This is a genomic window from Streptococcus sp. 3705 (assembly GCF_013277145.1).
Taxonomy (GTDB): Bacteria; Bacillota; Bacilli; order Lactobacillales; family Streptococcaceae; genus Streptococcus.
Window position 1 is genome coordinate 1 of record NZ_VMMJ01000022.1, and the last position, 20,548, is coordinate 20,548.

13 protein-coding genes and 2 pseudogenes are annotated in these 20,548 nt (G+C 39.7%); 6 read left to right on the forward strand and 9 right to left on the reverse strand.

The features are described from left to right. Positions 1–91: 91 nt before the first annotated feature. From metK to HT714_RS07030, 5 genes and pseudogenes are all read left to right on the forward strand, one after another. Positions 92–1,282 carry a methionine adenosyltransferase gene (gene metK / locus HT714_RS07010; RefSeq protein ID WP_173227212.1) on the forward strand — a complete coding sequence of 397 codons (1,191 nt, stop codon included), beginning with the start codon at positions 92–94 and terminating at the stop codon, positions 1,280–1,282. A 587-nt stretch (positions 1,283–1,869) separates the two neighbouring features. Continuing rightward, on the forward strand, positions 1,870–2,940 hold the full coding sequence (xerS, locus tag HT714_RS07015; RefSeq protein ID WP_000817860.1) for a tyrosine recombinase XerS: 1,071 nt from the start codon (positions 1,870–1,872) through the stop codon (positions 2,938–2,940). Positions 2,941–3,199: 259 nt separating this feature from the next. After that, a pseudogene (locus tag HT714_RS07020) lies at positions 3,200–3,359 on the forward strand (integrase); the annotation flags it as partial. 130 nt (positions 3,360–3,489) lie between these two features. Beyond that, positions 3,490–4,836, forward strand: a pseudogene (locus HT714_RS07025) (ISL3 family transposase). Positions 4,837–4,965: 129 nt separating this feature from the next. Then, positions 4,966–6,222, forward strand: coding sequence for an ISL3 family transposase (locus HT714_RS07030; RefSeq protein ID WP_173227213.1), 1,257 nt, complete (start codon positions 4,966–4,968; stop codon positions 6,220–6,222). A gap of 140 nt (positions 6,223–6,362) precedes the next feature. On the opposite strand, the gene eno is transcribed toward HT714_RS07030, so the two are convergent. Continuing rightward, the gene (gene eno / locus HT714_RS07035) at positions 6,363–7,667 is read right to left on the reverse strand and encodes a surface-displayed alpha-enolase (protein ID WP_000022821.1); all 1,305 of its coding nucleotides are present in this window, start codon (positions 7,665–7,667) and stop codon (positions 6,363–6,365) included. Between the two features lie 163 nt (positions 7,668–7,830). On the opposite strand from eno, the gene HT714_RS07040 reads away from it, so the two are divergent. Continuing rightward, positions 7,831–8,277 carry a DUF1694 domain-containing protein gene (locus tag HT714_RS07040; protein ID WP_061760006.1) on the forward strand — a complete coding sequence of 149 codons (447 nt, stop codon included), beginning with the start codon at positions 7,831–7,833 and terminating at the stop codon, positions 8,275–8,277. Here HT714_RS07040 and HT714_RS07045 read toward each other — a convergent pair. The 8 genes from HT714_RS07045 to ligA form a co-directional block, all read right to left on the reverse strand. Beyond that, entirely contained in the window at positions 8,274–9,389 is a 1,116-nt protein-coding gene (locus HT714_RS07045) for a glycerate kinase (protein WP_173227215.1), read from the reverse strand. The two genes, HT714_RS07040 and HT714_RS07045, sit on opposite strands and share 4 nt — an antisense overlap. A gap of 8 nt (positions 9,390–9,397) precedes the next feature. Continuing rightward, the gene (gene serB, locus HT714_RS07050) at positions 9,398–10,042 is read right to left on the reverse strand and encodes a phosphoserine phosphatase SerB (protein WP_023936809.1); all 645 of its coding nucleotides are present in this window, start codon (positions 10,040–10,042) and stop codon (positions 9,398–9,400) included. Between the two features lie 66 nt (positions 10,043–10,108). Then, on the reverse strand, positions 10,109–11,542 hold the full coding sequence (glgA, locus tag HT714_RS07055) for a glycogen synthase GlgA (RefSeq protein WP_173227219.1): 1,434 nt from the start codon (positions 11,540–11,542) through the stop codon (positions 10,109–10,111). Continuing rightward, positions 11,539–12,678: a glucose-1-phosphate adenylyltransferase subunit GlgD gene (gene glgD / locus HT714_RS07060; RefSeq protein WP_173227221.1), complete on the reverse strand. Its 1,140-nt coding sequence runs from the start codon at positions 12,676–12,678 to the stop codon at positions 11,539–11,541. The genes glgA and glgD overlap by 4 nt, the downstream gene beginning before the upstream one ends. Continuing rightward, complete coding sequence (locus HT714_RS07065; RefSeq protein WP_173227223.1) at positions 12,668–13,810, reverse strand: glucose-1-phosphate adenylyltransferase; 1,143 nt, start codon at positions 13,808–13,810, stop codon at positions 12,668–12,670. Before HT714_RS07065 ends, glgD begins: the two co-directional genes overlap by 11 nt. Continuing rightward, complete coding sequence (glgB, locus tag HT714_RS07070) at positions 13,800–15,728, reverse strand: 1,4-alpha-glucan branching protein GlgB (protein ID WP_173227225.1); 1,929 nt, start codon at positions 15,726–15,728, stop codon at positions 13,800–13,802. Before glgB ends, HT714_RS07065 begins: the two co-directional genes overlap by 11 nt. A 379-nt stretch (positions 15,729–16,107) precedes the next feature. Continuing rightward, the gene (gene pulA / locus HT714_RS07075; RefSeq protein ID WP_173251725.1) at positions 16,108–18,387 is read right to left on the reverse strand and encodes a type I pullulanase; all 2,280 of its coding nucleotides are present in this window, start codon (positions 18,385–18,387) and stop codon (positions 16,108–16,110) included. Between the two features lie 117 nt (positions 18,388–18,504). Continuing rightward, complete coding sequence (gene ligA, locus HT714_RS07080) at positions 18,505–20,463, reverse strand: NAD-dependent DNA ligase LigA (RefSeq protein ID WP_173251727.1); 1,959 nt, start codon at positions 20,461–20,463, stop codon at positions 18,505–18,507. Positions 20,464–20,548: the final 85 nt, after the last annotated feature.

Consider the following 20,548-nt stretch of genomic DNA (forward strand, 5'->3'; position numbering starts at 1 on the left):
TTTATTTCTGAAGCTAGTAACTCTTAGATAATGAAAATTCCTATCAGTACTTTGTAACTCTATAACACTATTTTTAAGGGGGGACATTTTTATGTCAGAACGTAAATTATTCACGTCTGAATCTGTATCTGAGGGGCATCCAGATAAGATTGCAGACCAAATTTCAGATGCGATTTTGGATGCTATTTTAGCTAAAGATCCAGAGGCGCACGTTGCTGCTGAGACAGCTGTATATACTGGTTCCGTCCATGTTTTTGGTGAAATATCTACAAATGCCTATGTGGATATTAACCGTGTGGTTCGTGATACCATTGCAGAGATTGGCTACACCAATACAGAATATGGATTTTCTGCTGAGACAGTGGGAGTCCATCCGTCACTTGTTGAGCAGTCACCAGACATTGCCCAAGGTGTTAACGAAGCCTTGGAGGTTCGTGGGAATGCAGACCAAGATCCGCTTGACTTGATTGGCGCTGGTGACCAAGGGCTCATGTTTGGATTTGCAGTGGATGAAACAGAAGAGCTCATGCCATTGCCAATCTCACTCAGTCATAAATTGGTTCGTCGTCTGGCAGAACTTCGTAAGTTTGGTGAAATTAGCTATCTTCGCCCAGATGCTAAATCACAAGTTACAGTTGAGTATGATGAAAATGACCGTCCAGTACGTGTGGATACAGTCGTGATTTCAACTCAGCACGATCCAGAAGTCAGCAACGAACAAATTCACAATGATGTCATTAACAAGGTTATCAAAGAGGTTATTCCAGCCTCTTACTTGGATGAGCAAACAAAATTCTTCATCAATCCTACTGGTCGTTTTGTAATCGGTGGACCTCAAGGAGACTCAGGTCTGACTGGTCGTAAAATTATCGTAGATACTTATGGTGGCTACTCTCGTCATGGTGGTGGTGCCTTCTCTGGTAAGGATGCGACTAAGGTGGATCGTTCAGCTTCTTATGCAGCTCGCTACATTGCTAAAAACATTGTTGCAGCAGGTCTTGCTAAGAAGGCGGAAGTACAATTGGCTTACGCTATCGGTGTTGCGCAACCTGTATCTGTTCGTATTGATACTTTTGGTACAGGAACAGTAGCTGAAAGCAAACTTGAAAAAGCGGCTCGTCAAATCTTTGACCTTCGTCCTGCAGGAATTATCCAAATGCTGGACCTTAAACGTCCAATTTACCGTCAAACAGCAGCTTATGGACACATGGGACGTACAGATATTGATCTTCCATGGGAACGTTTGGATAAGGTAGACGCTTTGAAAGAAGCAGTCAAATAAAATCTTAAGAGTCCGGGGAAAAAGTCAATTTCAAGAAAAAATGAAGTAAAAAGCGTATAGTATCAAGTTTTTTCAATGACTGACACTATACGCTTTTTACTTTTAAAGAATTTTTATTCAGCCTCTTTTACTGACAAGACATTGCACACACAAATAATTGAATTTTGGTAAAAATAAGACTATAATTTAGTTAGAAATGATAAAGCATAAAGCTAGAAAGGAGTTTACTGTATCAAATCTGTACAGTAAGATTAAAATCATGAAAAAGAAAACAATAGCAATTATACAATATGTATTTTGTATCTCATAGCTCCTTATATAGCTCTTCAGTTGTGTAGTATGAACAGAAGTTTAGTGGGTGAGCTCTTTATTATTTTCTTTATTCTGTTGACTATTTCATTCTGGTTTAGTATTTGGAATCTAGAAAAAGCACTAGCTAATGATTCACAATAGAAACTCCAAATATTTAGAACTGTTTTACACAGGTCTAAAAATCTCTACAACATCTTTCCGAAAAACTATAATTTTCTTGAAAAATAAATAAGTCTATGCTATACTACTAGTAGACTTATTTATGGAGAAAATACATGAAACGTGAGATTTTACTGGAACGAATCGACAAACTAAAACAAATCATGCCCTGGTATGTTTTGGAATACTATCAATCTAAGCTGGCTGTACCTTACAGTTTTACAACCTTGTACGAATACCTCAAGGAATACGATCGATTTTTTAGTTGGGTTTTGGAGTCTGGTATTTCAAACGCTGATAAAATGTCTGATATTCCTTTATCTGTCTTGGAAAATATGTCTAAGAAAGACATGGAATCTTTTATCCTTTATCTACGTGAACGTCCTTTGCTGAATGCTAATACAACCAAGCAAGGTGTTTCTCAGACGACTATCAATCGGACCTTGTCAGCCCTCTCCAGTCTTTACAAGTATCTAACCGAGGAGGTTGAAAACGACCAGGGGGAGCCTTATTTCTATCGAAATGTAATGAAGAAAGTTTCAACCAAGAAAAAGAAAGAGACACTTGCTGCCAGAGCTGAAAACATCAAGCAAAAACTCTTTTTAGGTGATGAAACAGAAGGTTTTCTTACTTATATTGACCAAGAGTACCCACAACAGCTCTCTAATCGAGCTCTCTCATCATTCAACAAAAATAAAGAACGTGATTTGGCCATTATTGCCCTTCTCTTGGCATCTGGTGTCCGTTTATCTGAAGCTGTTAATCTGGATCTAAGGGATCTCAATCTAAAAATGATGGTTATCGATGTCACTAGAAAAGGGGGCAAACGTGACTCGGTCAATGTCGCTGCTTTTGCTAAGCCTTATTTAGAGAATTATCTGGCCATTCGAAATCAACGCTATAAGACGGAAAAAATAGATACAGCCCTTTTTTTGACTCTCTACAGAGGAGTTCCTAATCGTATCGATGCTTCCAGCGTTGAGAAAATGGTTGCTAAGTACTCTGAGGACTTCAAAGTCCGTGTAACACCCCATAAACTACGCCATACGCTAGCAACCAGGCTCTATGATGCCACTAAATCGCAAGTTTTGGTCAGTCACCAGCTAGGACATGCCAGCACACAAGTCACTGACCTCTATACCCATATCGTCAATGATGAACAAAAGAATGCCTTGGATAGTTTATAGATTACATAAATTAAATTATGTAATAAATAAGAAAGGGATTCAATAAACTATTAATCCTATCAAATATCAAATACAATTGCTAACAGAGTAAACAGCTTTAAAGAATCTGAAATAAAATTTATGTGCCCATTAGCTTGCTTTTCTTTGTAATATCCTGGATATGCAAATCACTTATAATTGGTATTCATCTCAAAATAAGAGGATTCCACAAAAATAAATCAAATTGAACATCTATAAAAACATGCTACCTACAATGTCCAATATTTTATCAGAAAATAAAATTCCGCTAAAAACAATCACGGGCAGGGTTTGATCATTCCGACTCTGAAGTCACTACTTCTATCTATACCCACGTCACGAAGAACATGAAAGATAAAGCAATCAATGTACTGGATAAAGTTATGAAAAAGATTTTTTAAAAAGTTTGGCTCTATAATATTTGTAGTGGGTAAATCCCCTATAGATATTATGGAGCCTATTTTAGGGTAGAAAAAAAGTCCCATATAACCTATAATGAAAAGCAACCAAACCATCATTAGAAAGAATCATATGGAACAATTACATTTTATCACAAAACTACTCGATATCAAAGACCCAAATATCCAAATTATAGATATCATCAATAGGGATACCCACAAGGAAATCATCGCTAAACTGGATTATGATGCCCCATCTTGTCCTAATTGCGGAAGCAAAATGAAGAAATATGACTTTCAAAAACCGTCTCCTCGAAACCACTGGCAAGGCTACTAGAATTCTTCTGAAAAAGCGACGTTTCAAGTGCTATCAGTGCTCAAAAATGATGGTTGCTGAGACTCCTCTAGTAAAGAAAAATCACCAAATCCCTCGTATCATCAACAAAAAGATTGCCCAGAAGCTAATTGAAAAGACTTCTATGACCGACATTGCTCATCAGTTGTCTATTTCAACTTCAACTGTTATTCGCAAACTCAATGACTTTCGTTTTAAGCATGATTTTTCTCGTCTTCCTGAGATTATGTCCTGGGACGAGTATGCATTCACTAAGGGAAAGATGAGTTTCATTGCTCAAGATTTTGATAAGCTCAATATTATCACTGTTCTTTAGGGAAGAACACAAGCCATCATAAGAAATCATTTTCTGAGCTACAATCGCGCTGTTCGTTGTCAGGTGAAAATCATTACTATGGATATGTTTATCCCCTACTATGACTTGGCTAAACAGCTTCGATTTCGAATTTCTAGGCTCAGGCTGAAACAGTCTCCCAGACTGTTTCACTCCCTAATGCAAAAATTGTACTTGATCGTTTTCCCCTTCGTTATTACATTTCTAAACTCAGGCTAAAACAGTCCACTGGACTGTTTTACTCCAACACTTAAGCCGTGCTATGAGTCGTTTGCGTGTCCAAATCATGAATCAGTTTGAACGAAAATCTCATGAATACAAGGCTATCAAGCGCTACTGGAAACTCATTCAACAGGATAGTCGTAAACTCAGTTATAAACGTTTTTATCGCCCTACTTTTCGCATGCACTTAACCAATAAAGAGATTCTAGACAAGATTTTGACCTATTCAGAAGGATTGAAATGCCACTATCATCTCTATCAACTCTTGATTTTTCACTTTCAGAATAAGGAACCGGATAAATTTTTCGGACTCATTGAAGATAATCTAAAGCGGGTTCATCCTCTTTTTCAGACTGTCTTTAAAACCTTCCTCAAAGATAAAGAGAAAATCGTCAACGCCCTTCAGTTACCCTATTCTAATGCCAAATTAGAAGCAACCTATAATCTCATCAAACTTATCAAACGAAATGCCTTTGGTTTTCGGAACTTTGAAAACTTCAAAAAAACGGATTTTCATCGTTCTAAACATCAAAAAAGAAAGGACGAAATTTGTCCTTTCTAGATATTAGCTTTTCGGCTCTATAATATTTGTAGTGGGTAAATCCCCTATAGATATTATGGAGCCGTTTTTATTGTAGAAAAAAAGTCCCATAAGCTCTATAATGAAAAGCGACCAAACCATCATTAGAAAGAATCCTATGGAACAATTACATTTTATCACAAAACTACTAGACATTAAAGACCCTAATATCCAATTTATGGATGTCATCAATAGGAATACCCACAAAGAAATCATCGCTAAACTGGACTATGAGGCCCCATCTTGCCCTGATTGTGGAAGGCAAATGAAGAAATATGACTTTCAAAAACCGTCTAAGATCCCTTACCTAGAAACGAGTGGTATGGCTACTAGAATTCTACTTAGAAAATGTCGTTTTAAGTGCTATCAGTGTTCAAAAATGATGGTTGCTGAGACTCCTCTAGTAAAGAAAAATCATCAAATCCCTCGTATCATCAACCAAAAAATTGCTCAGAAGCTGATTGAAAAAACTTCTATGACTGATATTGCCCATCAGCTGGCCATCTCAACTTCAACTGTCATTCGCAAGCTCAATGATTTCCGTTTTAAGCATGATTTTTCTCGTCTGCCTGAGATTATGTCTTGGGATGAGTACTCCTTTACAAAGGGAAAAATGAGTTTCATTGCACAAGATTTTGAAAAGCTCAATATCATCACTGTTCTCGAGGGAAGAACACAAGCTATTATTCGAAATTACTTTCTTAAATATGATAGAGTCGTCCGATGTCGAGTGAAAATCATTACTATGGATATGTTTAGCCCTTACTATGACTTGGCTAAACAGCTTTTTCCAAACGCTAAAATCGTGTTGGATCGTTTCCATATTGTCCAACACATGAGCCGTGCTATGAGTCGTATGCGTGTCCAAATCATGAATCAGTTTCATCGAAAATCCCATGAATACAAGGCTATCAAGCGTTACTGGAAACTCATCCAACAAGATAGTAGGAAACTCAGCTATAAACGTTTTTATCGCCCCACTTTTCGCATGCACTTGACGAATAAAGAAATTCTAGACAAGATTTTGAGCTATTCAGAAGACTTGAAACACCACTACCATCTCTATCAACTCTTCCTTTTTCACTTTCAGAATAAGGAACCGGATAAATTTTTCGGGCTCATTGAGGACAATCTAAAGCAGGTTCATCCTCTTTTTCAGACTGTCTTTAAAACCTTCCTCAAGGATAAAGAGAAAATTGCCAACGCCCTTCAACTACCCTATTCCAACGCCAAACTGGAAGCCACCAATAATCTTATCAAACTTATCAAGCGCAATGCCTTTGGATTTCGGAACTTTGAAAACTTCAAAAAACGGATTTTTATCGCTCTGAATATCAAAAAAGAAAGGACGAAATTTGTCCTTTCTAGATATTAGCTTTTCTTCAACCCACTACAGTTGACAAAGAGCCCAAAAATAGCCCTTCGGATAAAATCCGAGGGGCTAGAAACGTTGTTAAATCAACGGCCGAACTTTTGAGTTTCAAGGTTCGGGATAAAATAGTTCACTGAACTATTTTATTTTTTCAAGTTGTAGAATGATTTCAATCCACGGTATTCAGCTACTTCACCAAGTTGGTCTTCGATGCGAAGCAATTGGTTGTATTTAGCGATACGGTCTGTACGTGAAAGTGAACCAGTCTTGATTTGTCCTGCGTTAGTTGCAACTGCGATGTCAGCGATTGTTGAATCTTCAGTTTCACCTGAACGGTGTGATACAACGGCAGTGTAACCAGCTTCTTTCGCCATTTCGATAGCGTCGAATGTTTCAGTAAGAGTACCGATTTGGTTAACTTTGATAAGGATTGAGTTAGCAGCACCTTCTGCAATACCTTTTTCAAGGTAAGAAGTGTTTGTTACGAAGAAGTCGTCACCAACCAATTGAACTTTACCACCAAGACGTTCAGTAAGAGCTTTCCAACCGTCCCAGTCATTTTCATCCATACCATCTTCGATAGTGATGATTGGGTATTTGTTTACCAATTCTTCAAGATAGTCGATTTGTTCTGCAGCAGTACGTACAGCTGCTCCTTCACCTTCGAATTTAGTGTAGTCGTAAACTTTACGTTCTTTATCGTAGAATTCTGATGAAGCACAGTCAAATCCGATAAATACGTCTTTGCCAGGAACATATCCAGCAGCTTCGATCGCAGCAAGGATAGTTTCAACTCCGTCTTCAGTTCCTTCAAAACGAGGAGCAAATCCACCTTCGTCACCTACGGCTGTTTCCAAACCACGAGATTTAAGGATTTTCTTAAGAGCATGGAAGATTTCAGCACCCCAACGAAGAGCTTCTTTGAATGATGGCGCACCAGCAGGTACGATCATGAATTCTTGGAAAGCGATTGGAGCGTCAGAGTGAGAACCACCGTTGATGATGTTCATCATTGGAGTTGGAAGAACTTTAGTGTTGAATCCACCAAGGTAGCTGTAAAGTGGGATTTCAAGGTAGTCAGCAGCAGCACGAGCTACAGCGATAGACACACCAAGGATTGCGTTTGCACCCAATTTACCTTTGTTAGGAGTACCGTCAAGAGCGATCATAGCACGGTCGATAGCTTGTTGATCACGTACATCGTAGCCAATGATAGCTTCAGCAATGATGTTGTTTACGTTGTCAACAGCTTTTTGTGTACCAAGACCACCGTAACGAGATTTGTCACCGTCGCGAAGTTCAACTGCTTCGTGTTCACCAGTAGAAGCTCCTGATGGAACCATACCACGTCCGAAAGCACCTGATTCAGTGTAAACTTCTACTTCAAGTGTTGGGTTACCGCGTGAGTCTAGGACTTCGCGAGCGTAAACATCAGTAATAATTGACATTTTTTACTCTCCTTATGAGTTAAATTTTTTACACCTCTATAATACCTTAAAACCCCTCCTTTTTCAAGAAAAAACGTTATCTTTGTGCAAATTTTCCTTAACTTTATAAAGTAATCGCTTTCTTTTGTCTGTTTTATTCTAACTTTTATGATATACTGTTTTCATGACAGATTTATCAAAACAATTACTTGAAAAAGCTCATGGTGGGCCAAAACTAAATCCGGATGAGCAAAGACGCTATCTTGGTACTTTTGAGGAAAGAGTTCTTGGATATGCAGATATTGACACAGCAAATAGCCCTCAGCTAGAAAAAGGCTTTTTATCTATTTTAGAAAACCTACAGGAAAAAGCAGAGCCACTATTTGTGAAAATCTCACCAACTATCGAATTTGACAAACAAGTTTTCTACTTAAAAGAAGCAAAAGAAACTGATAGTCAAGCTACCATTGTATCTGAAGAGCATACTTCTTCTCCTTTTGGCCTGATTATCCACACCAATGCACCCGTTCAAGTAGAAGAAAAGAACCTTCGACTTGCTTTTGCAAAACTTTGGGAAGTTAAAAAGGAAGAACCATCCAAAACATCCTTATGGAAAAAATGGTTTGGCTAAATATTGCGCATACTTAATAAACGCCCAATATTGGCAGCTGTGCGCTCCAGATAGAGACTGGCATTTTTCAAACTATCTTCCAAAGGTTCACATTTCTCCAAAATTGAAAAGGCAGCTTGAATATTTTCAAATGGTAGGGAAGGTAAATCTTCAGCAAGACTACCACAAATAGCAATGATAGGAACTCCGACAGGGGTTCTTTTTGCAACACCAATAGGCGCTTTACCTGCTAAACTTTGACAATCTAGCCTTCCTTCTCCTACAACAACCAAGTCAGCATCTAAAACTTTCTTATCAAAATCAATCAAATCTAAACAGGTATCAATCCCAGATACGATTCTTGCTTGAGCAAAGGCACACAAACCAGCAGCAAGGCCTCCACCAGCTCCTGCTCCTTTAATTTCCAATGTTGCAGGGGAGACTTTTTCATAAAAATCTTGGATCGCTTGATCTACGGCCTCAAACATAGTAGGATCTAGGCCTTTTTGTTTGCCAAAAATGTAGGTCGCACCTTGATGACCACATAAGGGACTCACGACATCTGCTAAAATACGAATTTGCACATCTTCAGGAATTTCATAGCGATTTTCTGTTGAGACAGAAGCTAAGTTTAGTAAGGATTGACCGCAAGCAGGCAAGACCTTTCCATTCACGTCATAAAATTGATAACCTAAACCAGCAGCAATCCCTATACCGCCATCATTACTGGCCGTGCCACCAACGCCAATATAGATTTCTTTAATATCTTTAGCAATGAGATGGCGAATCAACTCTCCAATCCCACAAGTTTGGATTTGCAGTGGATTTCGTTTCTCTTGCGGAATCTTTCCAAGGCCAACCAAATCAGCAACTTCAAATAGTGCCAGTTTCCCTTTTTGAAAATAGCGCATGGCTTCTTTTTGGCCAAAAGGGCCTGTCACTTGGATCCATTTTTCTTCTAGGTCAAGAGAATGTCGGATAGCATCTACAGTACCTTCTCCCCCATCACCAACAGGGCAGAGGAGATATTCTACATCTGCTATCGATTGTTGGAAACCTCTTTTAATAGCTTCAGCCACCTGTTGAGCAGACAAGCTTTCCTTAAACGAATCTGGTGCAATTACAATCTTCATATTTTCCCTCATTCTAAACAGTCAATCAAAGGTAGAACTTCTAAAAAATCCCTCTTGTCAACATGATTTGGTATTTCTTTTTTGAGTACTTCTTTTGCACAAAAGGCGATTCCTAGTCCCGCTGACTTCAACATCAATAAATCATTGGCCCCATCACCGATTGCAATCGTTCTTTCTTTAGAAAGTTTTAGTTCCTCTCTCCATTGTTCCATAGTCTCTTTTTTAACCTCGGGACTAATAATTTGTCCAACTAATTTCCCTGTTAGAAAGCCACCTTTGACTTCAAGTTGGTTGGCAGAGAAATAGGCAATTCCAAGAGATTTTGCCAATCTTTCAACTATTGGTGTAAAGCCACCGGACACCAGACCAACTAGGATACCATTCTTTTGGAGAATGGAGATGAATTCCTGGGCATTTGGCGATAGATGAATAGTGTTGAAGACTTTATCAAAAACCGAAACAGGAAGACCTTCCAAGAAGGACACTCTGTCTCGTAAACTGCTTTCAAAGTCCAACTCTCCTCGCATTGCCTGACTTGTAAGCTGCGCAATTTCCTCCTCACAAGCTGCCTCTCTTCCTAACAAATCAATCACTTCTTCTAGGATTAAGGTTCCATCAACATCCATGACACACAAGCCTTTTACTTGAGACATCAGTTCTCCTCTCTAAATAGCCAAATAGCCTAAAAATCGTATGAAGTCATCATACGATTTTATCTATTAGTTAACTAAGCTTTGGTACAAGTCTAGATATGACTTGCAGGCTGTATCCCATGAGAAATCACACTCCATAGCTTGTTTTTGTAAGTTTCTCCAAACGTCAGGATGGTTTCTATACAAGTCCAAAGCTGTTTGGAAAGTCCAATTTAACCAATAAGGAGATAGATTGTCAAAGCTAAAGCCTGTACCGCTTCCTTCAATTGGATTGAAAGCGCGAACGGTATCTCGCAAGCCACCAACTTCATGGACCAATGGCAAGGTTCCGTACCGCATCGCCATCATTTGAGACAAGCCACACGGTTCAAAACGACTCGGCATGAGGAAGAGGTCACAAGCAGCGTAGATTTCTTGAGCAAGTTTGACATCAAAAGTGATATTTGCTGATAGCTTGTCTGGGTAAATCTGAGCAAACCATGAGAAAGCTCCTTCAAATGCTGGATCGCCAGTTCCCAAAAGAACAATCTGAACATCATTTTGCAAGATATGGTGAAGACTTTCGACCACCACATCAAAACCTTTTTGACGTGTCAAACGAGAAACAATTCCCACCAGTGGAACGTCGGCTCTAACTGGCAAGCCAACTCTCTCTTGTAATTTTGCCTTATTCTGGGCTTTTCCAGACAAATCTTCCTGATTAAAATGATAGTCTAATAGGGCATCCGTCTGAGGATTATACAGGTCAGCATCAATCCCATTCACGATACCAGAAACTTTACCAGACTCCATTCGAAGAATCTGATCCAAGTTACATCCGAACTGACTGGTCATAATTTCATGAGCATAGCTAGGCGAAACGGTTGAAACACGGTCAGCATAAAGAATACCAGCCTTCATCCAGTTCAGACAGTTGTTCCAGCGAAGGGTACCATCAGCGTAACGTTCAAAGCCAACTCCAAACAAATCCCATAACATTCCCTCTGAAAATTGTCCTTGGAATTCTAAATTATGAATGGTTAAAACAGTTTTAATGCCCTCATAGGCTTGAATCCAACGGTATTTTTCATTTAACAAGAAAGGAATCATAGCTGTATGGTAGTCATGAACATGGAGAAGGTCAGGTATAAAGTCAATCCTTTCCATTGCCTCAATGGCAGCCAGTTGGAAGAAAGCAAAGCGTTCTCCGTCATCAAAATCACCGTAAACATGACCGCGGAAGAAATAATATTGGTTGTCAATAAAGTAGAAGGTTACACCGTTTAAGACGGTTTTCTTAATCCCACAATACTGTCTGCGCCAACCAACACTCACCTCAAAATGAAGCACATCTTCAATTTGATTTCCAAATTTAGCCTCTACCATGTCATAGTAGGGTAAAATCACTGCAACTTCATGTCCCGCTTTTACCAGTGATTTAGGAAGAGCGCCAATGACGTCTCCCAAACCACCTGTTTTTGAAAAGGGTGCACCCTCAGCTGCTACAAATAAAATTTTCATGAATGAATATCCTCTGTTACTTTAGCACCTTTCTTAACGACGACTGGATGTTCTGCAGTTCCACGGATCACAACTCCATCCGCAACTTCAACACCCTTGTCCAAGATAGCATATTCGACCTGAGCACCTTCTCCAATAACAACACGAGGGAATAAGATGCTATCTTTAACCAGGCTATCCTTATGGACATGAATATTACGTGATAAAACAGAATTAGCCACTTGACCTTCAATAATACTACCAGACGCAAACTGAGAAGTACTTACCTTAGATGTATTAGCATAGTAAGTTGGTTCTTCGTTTTTAACCTTTGTATAAATCTTTTGGTTTGGTGAGAAAAGAGAATAGAATTTTTGAGATTCAAGCATATCTTTATTAGCTTGGTAATAAGACTCTACAGAATGAATATTTGCAAGGTAGCCTGTGTACTCGTAGGCAAAAGCCCCTTCTTTTGCAGCCAAATCCCTTAAAACATAACGCAATTTCTCTGGATGTTCTTTCTTAGCCTCTTCTTCCAAACGTTCAATCAACCAAGGTGTATCAACTACAAAAATATCTGTAGACATATTATAGACTTCGTCTGTTGATTTACTATCAAAGAGTTTGTGAGAACGAACATGGTCTGTTTCATCCACTTCCAAGATTGCGTTTACTTCTGAAATGTCTTTCTTAGCTAGTTTTTTATAAACAACAGTAATAGGTCCCTTCGTTGTGTTATGAAGGTGGAACACTTGGTTCAAATCAATATTAATTAAGACATCACAGTTGAGTGATACTGTTTGGTTTGAACCAGAACGCTTCAAATAAGTAAGAAGTTGATGATAGTATTCTTTTCCAACTGTACTACTTTCCACACGAGTATTGTAAATACCTAGATAATAGTGGCTAAGAAGTGTTGACAAACCCCACTCACGCCCAGAACGGATATGGTCAAAGACGGAACTGATATTGTCTTGTTGGAAAATACCAAAGATACTACGGACACCTGCATTAGCAAGACTTGAAAGCGGGAAGTCGATCAAGCGATATTTACCACCAAATGGCAAACTAGCTACTGGACGATGGTCTGTCAGTGTTGACATATCATGAAAACCAACTGTGTTTCCTAAAATGGCAGAATATTTATCAATCTTCATCTGTTGCTACCCCCACTACTTCATCATATCCTACAACTTGTACTTCTTCTGTTCCATCAATTTCGACACCATCAGAAATAACTGCACCTTCACCAATAATAGCACGTTTGATTTTAGCTCCGTGTCCAATAATGGCTCCACTCATGATAACTGAATCTACTACTTCTGCCCCTTCACGAACTTGCGCGCCTGTTGAAAGAATAGAATGTTTAACAGTTCCATCTACGAAACAGCCATCGACAACCAAAGAATCTTCTACGTGAGCATTTGCACCAAGGAAGTTTGGCGGTGAAATCAAGTTTCTTGAATAAATCTTCCATTGACGGTTACGGCTATCTAAGGCATTTTCTGGAGAAATGTACTCCATGTTGGCTTCCCAAAGTGACTCAATCGTACCAACGTCTTTCCAATACCCATTAAATTCGTAGGCATAGACACTTTCACCAGACTCAAGGTAATTTGGAATGACATTTTTACCGAAGTCTGACATATCGACATTGCTCTTTTCAGCAGCGACTAACATATTGCGGAGACGTTGCCAATCAAAGATGTAAATCCCCATAGAGGCTTTGGTAGATTTAGGTTGGGCTGGTTTCTCTTCAAATTCAACAATGCGGTTATTGGCATCGGTGTTCATAATACCAAAACGGCTAGCTTCTTTAAGAGGAACATCAAGAACTGCTACTGTCAAACTGGCATTATTATCCTTGTGTGACTGGAGCATAGCATCATAGTCCATTTTATAGATATGGTCCCCAGAGAGAATCAAGACATACTCAGGATTGACGCTGTCGATATAGTCGATATTTTGGTAAATAGCGTGACTAGTCCCTTCGAACCAACGATTTCCTTCACTTGCAGAATAAGGTTGAAGAATAGAGACACCAGAATTAATACCATCTAACCCCCAACTTGAACCGTTTCCAATATGATTGTTAAGAGCAAGTGGTTGATACTGTGTAATGACTCCAACATTGTGAATCCCTGAGTTGGCACAGTTTGAAAGAGCGAAGTCAATGATACGGTAGCGCCCACCAAATTGCACAGCTGGTTTTGCGATGCTTTGAGTAAGTTTACCGAGACGAGTTCCTTGCCCACCAGCAAGAATCAAAGCTAACATTTCATTCTTCATTTTCTACTCCTTTTTGGTTTTTACTTGTGACGGTTTTTGCAGATTTCAAGCGACGTTTGATTTTCCAAACACTTGCTCCCATAGCCGGTAGGGTAAAGGTCAAGGTCTGCTCATAATCCTTCCATAGTCCTTCTTGTGTTTGCACAGTTTGATTATATTCTTTCCAGACACCGCCCCACTCTTCTAACTCAGTATTCCAGACTTCTTCGTAAATCCCTGCAACAGGAAGTCCGATTGTAAAATCTTTTCGTTCGACAGGTACCATATTAAAGACACAGACTAACATATCATCCTTCTTACCCTTACGGATGAAGGAAAGAACACTCTGGTCTCGATTATCCGCATCAATGATTTCAATACCATCATAGCTGGTATCAATTTCCCACAGACAGCGGTGGTCTTTGTAAAACTGGTTTAGCTGAGAAGTGAAATACTTCATCTTAGCATTCATTGGATCTTCTAGGTTAGACCATTCCAACTGCTCTTCAGATTTCCATTCTAGAAATTGCCCATATTCACTACCCATGAAGAGCAATTTCTTACCAGGGTGACAAATTTGATAAGTGTAGAGATTGCGCAAGCCTGCGAATTGATTGTAACGATCTCCCCACATCTTATGCATCATACTCTTCTTGCCATGAACAACTTCGTCATGTGAGAATGGTAGGAGATAGTTTTCCTTGAAGACATACATAAAGCTGAAAGTCACTAGGTTAAAGTCGTATTTACGATAAATCGGATCTTCTTCATAGAATCGGAGGATGTCATTCATCCAACCCATATTCCACTTATAATCAAACCCAAGACCATCTGAATCCTTGGTGTCAGTAATCTGAGTAGCTGATGAACTTTCTTCGGCAATCATCATAACATCTGGATGAGCTTGCTTAATGACATCATTCAAACGTTTTAAGAAATAATAGCCTTCGTAGTTTAGATTACCACCATCCTTGTTTGGCGTCCATGGTGCATCATCATAATCAAGATAGAGCATGTTGCTAACAGCATCCACGCGAATACCGTCCAAATGGTAAAAGTCAATCCAGAATTTAATACTAGAAATCAAGAAGGACTGGACTTCATTTTTCCCAAGGTCAAAATTGAGCGCACCCCAACCGTAGTTATGAGCCTTATTATGGTCTTGATATTCAAAAGTCGGTGTCCCATCATAATAGGCCAAGGCATCATCATTGATAGTAAAGTGACCAGGTACCCAGTCCACAATGACCCCAATATTATTTAAATGACATTCCTCAACAAAATCTTGAAACTCTTCAGGACGACCATAGGCATGCTCTAAAGCAAAGTACCCCATAAGCTGGTAACCCCAACTCAAACCGAGAGGGTGAGACATCAAGGGCATAAACTCAATGTGAGTATAGTTCATCTCAACCAAGTAAGGAATCAGCTCATCCTTCAGTTGAGCAAAACTATAAGGACCTCCATCTAGATTTCTCTTCCACGATCCAGCATGAACTTCGTAAATATTGACAGGACGCTCTTCAAAACTCAAGCGTTTTCTACGAGCTAGCCAAAGACCATCTTTCCATTTTTTCTCTGGAATCTCTGTTAAAATCGCTCCAGTACCAGGTCGTGCCTCATATCGAACAGCCAAAGGATCAATCTTCATCAGCTGATGACCATTTGCACGAGTGATATGATACTTGTAAATTTGGCCTTCATGAGCAAGGCTGGTAAAGACTTCCCAGACACCAAATTCATTTCGTTCCATTAAGATTTGGTTTTCTACCCAATTGGTGAAATCCCCTACCAAGTGAACAGCCTGAGCATTAGGTGCCCACACACGGAAAGTATAGCCATACTCACCATTTTTTTCTTCCCTATGCGCTCCTAGATAGTGCTGGAGGTGAAAATTTTCACCAGTCATAAAGGTTTCTAAAGCTTTTTTCTTATCCATACACCCTCCTATTTCTGTAAGCGTTTTCTATAGATTTATTATACTACCTTTTTAGAGAAGATTCAAGTAAATTACTATACTTCTTTAATTATTTTGAAAATCTACAACAAGTTCACTTACTCGTTCAATTGTAAATCAATATTTTTTCAAAAAATTGCGAAAACGCCTTTCTTTTCTCTACTATAATACCAAAAAGTTCGTATTTTTTCTATGATTATTATTGTTTTATAGCAAAAAAATAAAATCAGGAAAACAATTTCCTGACTTTACACGTTTGATGAAAATATTTATCAAATTTTCTATACAAGTGAGTTATCAGCTAAGTTCTTTCTATTCGTTCACTTCCAATGATGTGTTAGAATAGCGAGATAGATGGTCTTTATAAAACACTCAAGACAGCTAGACTAATATCATCTAACACATTGTCTTCTTTTGAGCGACTGTTGGTTACCAACGTAGCTAAATTTCCTGCATTTTCAAATGGATAGGGTTCTGATTTAGCATTCACAACCACCAAGAGGTGTTCTTTGCCGTGAACTTCATAGATAAGGCAGCCGCTATGTTCAATCGCAGAATGCACAAAGACATGATGGTAAATTTCATCATAGCTAGAGTAAGAAAAGGCGCCAGTTTTTGTCTTCAATCGGATGACTTGACGGATAAACTCAATACTGTCTTGACGCTCATTGATCAAATCCCAGTTGACTTGGTTCACACTGTCAGGAGCATTATAGCTATTCATCGCACGCTCTCTATCATCATGTGTCAACTCACCATTCTCACCAGTCGCAACCAGTTTGGTACGACCAAATTCTTGACCGATTTCCATAAAGGCCATCCCTTGCATGAGTAGGTTCATAGCTGTGGCTGTCTCAACCTTGTGCATGATTTGTTCTGAACTTTGGTCTGGATGAAGAGTTGCCAATAAATCGTGAAGATTGTAATTGTCATGGGCTTCTACATAGTTAAGCACCTGATTTGGATGTGTATAGGTTCCTAATTCACGACTTCCTAGGATTGCTTTAGCTAGAATTGGCTCTGTCGCAGCACCACTGACAAAACCTGACTTGATAGCACCGTAAACTTCTCCACCTTTGACAGCATCACGCTGATTGTCATTAAAGAAACCAATATTTGGCATTTCGTAGGCGTTGTCTTTCTTAGCCTTATCATAAGGGGCAAGACCTGTTCCCATATCCCATCCTTCTCCATAGAGGATAATGTTGGGGTCAATTTCATCCAAACTCTGACGAATCATCTGCATAGTCTTGACATCATGAATCCCCATCAAGTCAAAACGGAAGCCGTCAATATTATATTCCTGCACCCAGTATAAAAGAGAATCAATCATGTACTTGCGGAACATTTCGTGTTCACTGGCTGTTTCATTTCCAACACCCGTTCCATTCTGGAAGGTACCATCTGGATTCATACGATAATAATAGTCAGGGACAGTTGTTTGGAAAGGTGCATCAACAACTGAGAAGGTATGGTTATAGACCACATCCATAATAACACCAATACCCGCATCGTGGTAAGCTTGAACCATGGTCTTCAAATCACGAATGACCTGAGCTGGATCATCTGGATTAGTTGAAAAACTAGTTTCTGGCGCGTTATAGTTTTGTGGATCATAACCCCAGTTGTAGGTTACATTTCCATCCTCATCGTATTCTTTATGACGGTCTGCAATTGGTTGCAACTGAACATAATTGTAGCCCAACTTCTTGATGTGATCAAAAGCAGTTGACTGACCGTACTGGTTAACCGTTCCAGTCTGAGCAGCACCCAAGAACGTTCCTCGAAGATGTTCATCCACACCTGAGGTCGGTGATTGGGTCAAATCACGAATATGCATTTCACAAATAACTGCCTTACATGGATTTTCCAAACGCCAAGCAGCATCAGAACCATGCTTGACCTCGAAATTTTCGACTTGTTTTTCTGCATGGCTCAGAATAGCAGAACGTTTGCCATCAGGGCTGGTCGCGATTGTATAAGGATCACGTGTCAGTGTTTGGTGATGAGGGAATTGGACTTGATACTGATAAGCCTTACCAGTCAAATCTTCCTCAACATCCAAACTCCAGACACCAATAGTATTGTCCTTATGGTTATAAGAGTAGCGATTGCCTCTCTCCATATCAAAAGTCTTCCAAACAGGTGCATCATTAGTAGCTGATTCATAAACGACAACCTGCACTGCTGTCGCTGTTGGAGCCCAAAGGGCAAAATGAGCCTGATTGTCCTCTACATGGCAACCCAATTCCCCTTGGTAACCCCAGTGGTGGTCGAAACTAGCGCTATTGATAGCCTTGTCAAAGGCAAAAGGATTTTGATTCTTATAGAAAGGACTGGCAATAGCAGGATTTTCAGAATAATAAATTCTATCATCGCCTTCCAAAATCCAGACCTCCGTTAAGAGAGGATAGTGATTAAAACGGATGGCATATTCTTTACTGGTTTGGCCGGTATGAACCACAAAATTCAAGCTTTCTAAGGGATGAACGCTTGGGTGTTCAAAACTAAATAAGGCACCAAAATAATCTTCTTGGTAAGTTAGTAAATCAATTCGTTGATCCTTACTCTTTACAAAAGAGCAAGTGTCATATTCACCATTCTTGCGATGGTAATGAATGCGCATAGGGTAGGTATACATTTTTATTTTTCCTTTTTACTTTTTAATTTGTTTCTGTTTTACTAATAAATTTTTGACTAATTTTGTCCCGATTAACAAACATTGTCATTCTATCTAAACTCTGTTTTTAAAAGATCATTACAAACTTTCGAGCCAAGCTTCATCTCGAACTTCGATACCAAGTTCTTGTGCTTTTTGAAGTTTACTTCCAGCGTCTGCACCTGCAACAACAAGGTCTGTCTTTTTAGAGACACTGCCTGTCACCTTGGCACCCAGACTTTCGAGTTTGCTTTTAGCTTCTGAGCGTTTGAGACGTTCCAATTTTCCTGTCAATACAACGGTCAAACCTGACAAGGCCGCATCTGCCACTACAGTCTGACCTTTATAATCCAGATTGACTCCTGCTTCTTTCAATTCTCTTAGGAGAATTTCAGAGCCTTCTGTCGCAAAATAAGTTTGAAGACTTTTGGCAATCACCCCACCCAGACTTTCAATACTAGCCACTTCCTCTGGATCTGCCTGAGCCAGATTTTCAATTGAGTGGAAATGTTGAAGTAAGAGCTGACTAGCCTTGTTTCCGACATGGCGAATTCCCAAACCAAACAAGAGCTTCTCGGCAGAATTTTCCTTAGATGCTTGGATAGCCTGATACAGTTTAGCAGCGGATTTTTCCTTAACCCCCTCTAAAAGGAGGAAATCCTCTTCTTGCAAACGATAAATATCCGCCACATCCTTGACTAAATTGGCAGCAAATAGCTTCTCAACAATAGATGGCCCAAGGCCTGTAATATTCATGGCATCTCGAGAGGCAAAGTGAATCAAACCTTCCATGATTTGGGCAGGGCAACGTGGATTGATACAACGCAGGGCCACTTCATCTTCAAAGTGCAACAAGTCAGAGTCACAACTTGGGCAGTTTGTAGGGATATCTAGTTTCTCTTCAGAAATCCGTTTGGACTCTACCACACGTAAAACGGCAGGGATGATGTCCCCAGCCTTATAGACGATAACCGTGTCGTCTTTGCGGATATCTTTTTCAGCAATATAATCCACATTGTGCAGAGTTGCACGGCTAACAGTTGTACCAGCCAGTTGTACTGGTGTTAGATTGGCAGTTGGGGTTACAACACCCGTACGGCCAACTGTCCAGTCAACTGAGAGTAGTTGAGCTTCTTTTTCTTCAGCTGGGAACTTGTAAGCCACTGCCCACTTTGGAGCCTTAACGGTAAAGCCAAGTTCTTCTTGACCTGCTAGGTCATTGACCTTGATCACCACCCCATCGATATCATAAGACAGATTGTCCCGTTCTTGTCCTACTTCTTGGATAAAATTCCAGATTTCATCTATGTTTTCAGCCAAAATCCGCTTAGGATTAACTACAAAACCGAGCTGTTCTAGGTGCTTCAAAACCTTTTCTTGGCTGTCACGAGTTGAAGGACTGGCTTCTTGATAGAGGAAAGTCGCAAGATTGCGCTTGGCTACTACTGCTGTATCTAACTGCCGAAGGGTTCCTGCTGCTGCATTACGAGGATTAGCAAATTCAGGCTCTCCATTTTCTTGCCGAGCTTGGTTAACCTGGTCAAAAGAAGCGCGTGGCATGTAACATTCCCCACGAACTGTGATATCTAGTTCTTCTGGCAAGGTCAAAGGAATGTCCTTAACACGTTTGAGATTTTCTGTTATATTTTCACCAATAGAACCATCTCCACGCGTTGCCCCAGCAACTAAAATCCCCTTTTCATAAGTCAGCGAGATAGATAAGCCATCGATTTTCAGCTCACAAATATAGGTCGGATGAGCCACTTCCTTACGAACACGCGAATCAAAAGCTTCAAGCTCCTCACGTGAAAAAGCATCCTGCAAACTATAAAGAGGATACTGATGACTGTATTTTTCAAAACCATCTAAAACCTTGCCACCAACACGATGGGTCGGACTTTCTGCTAACACTTGATCTGGATAAGCAGTTTCTAACTCGACCAACTCACGATAAAGACGGTCATACTCACTGTCTGAAACCGACGGATTATCGCTGGTATAGTACTCAGTCGCATAGCGATTGAGTAAGGTGACTAACTCATTCATTCTTTTATTCATAAGACCATTTTACCATAAACTAAGCCCTCCTCACAAACGAGAAGGGCGGAAAAAATACTTAGATTGGAATTATTTTTGAAGTCCA

What these genes read in the sequence shown, in the direction of transcription:
- glgB (WP_173227225.1), bottom strand. Translation starts at nt 15,728, where the DNA reads ATGGATAAGAAAAAAGCTTTAGAAACCTTTATGACTGGTGAAAATTTT.
- HT714_RS07030 (WP_173227213.1), top strand. Translation starts at nt 4,966, where the DNA reads ATGGAACAATTACATTTTATCACAAAACTACTAGACATTAAAGACCCT.
- xerS (WP_000817860.1), top strand. Translation starts at nt 1,870, where the DNA reads ATGAAACGTGAGATTTTACTGGAACGAATCGACAAACTAAAACAAATC.
- serB (WP_023936809.1), bottom strand. Translation starts at nt 10,042, where the DNA reads ATGTCTCAAGTAAAAGGCTTGTGTGTCATGGATGTTGATGGAACCTTA.
- eno (WP_000022821.1), bottom strand. Translation starts at nt 7,667, where the DNA reads ATGTCAATTATTACTGATGTTTACGCTCGCGAAGTCCTAGACTCACGC.
- HT714_RS07065 (WP_173227223.1), bottom strand. Translation starts at nt 13,810, where the DNA reads ATGAAGAATGAAATGTTAGCTTTGATTCTTGCTGGTGGGCAAGGAACT.
- metK (WP_173227212.1), top strand. Translation starts at nt 92, where the DNA reads ATGTCAGAACGTAAATTATTCACGTCTGAATCTGTATCTGAGGGGCAT.
- HT714_RS07045 (WP_173227215.1), bottom strand. Translation starts at nt 9,389, where the DNA reads ATGAAGATTGTAATTGCACCAGATTCGTTTAAGGAAAGCTTGTCTGCT.
- ligA (WP_173251727.1), bottom strand. Translation starts at nt 20,463, where the DNA reads ATGAATAAAAGAATGAATGAGTTAGTCACCTTACTCAATCGCTATGCG.
- pulA (WP_173251725.1), bottom strand. Translation starts at nt 18,387, where the DNA reads ATGTATACCTACCCTATGCGCATTCATTACCATCGCAAGAATGGTGAA.
- glgD (WP_173227221.1), bottom strand. Translation starts at nt 12,678, where the DNA reads ATGAAGATTGATAAATATTCTGCCATTTTAGGAAACACAGTTGGTTTT.
- glgA (WP_173227219.1), bottom strand. Translation starts at nt 11,542, where the DNA reads ATGAAAATTTTATTTGTAGCAGCTGAGGGTGCACCCTTTTCAAAAACA.
- HT714_RS07040 (WP_061760006.1), top strand. Translation starts at nt 7,831, where the DNA reads ATGACAGATTTATCAAAACAATTACTTGAAAAAGCTCATGGTGGGCCA.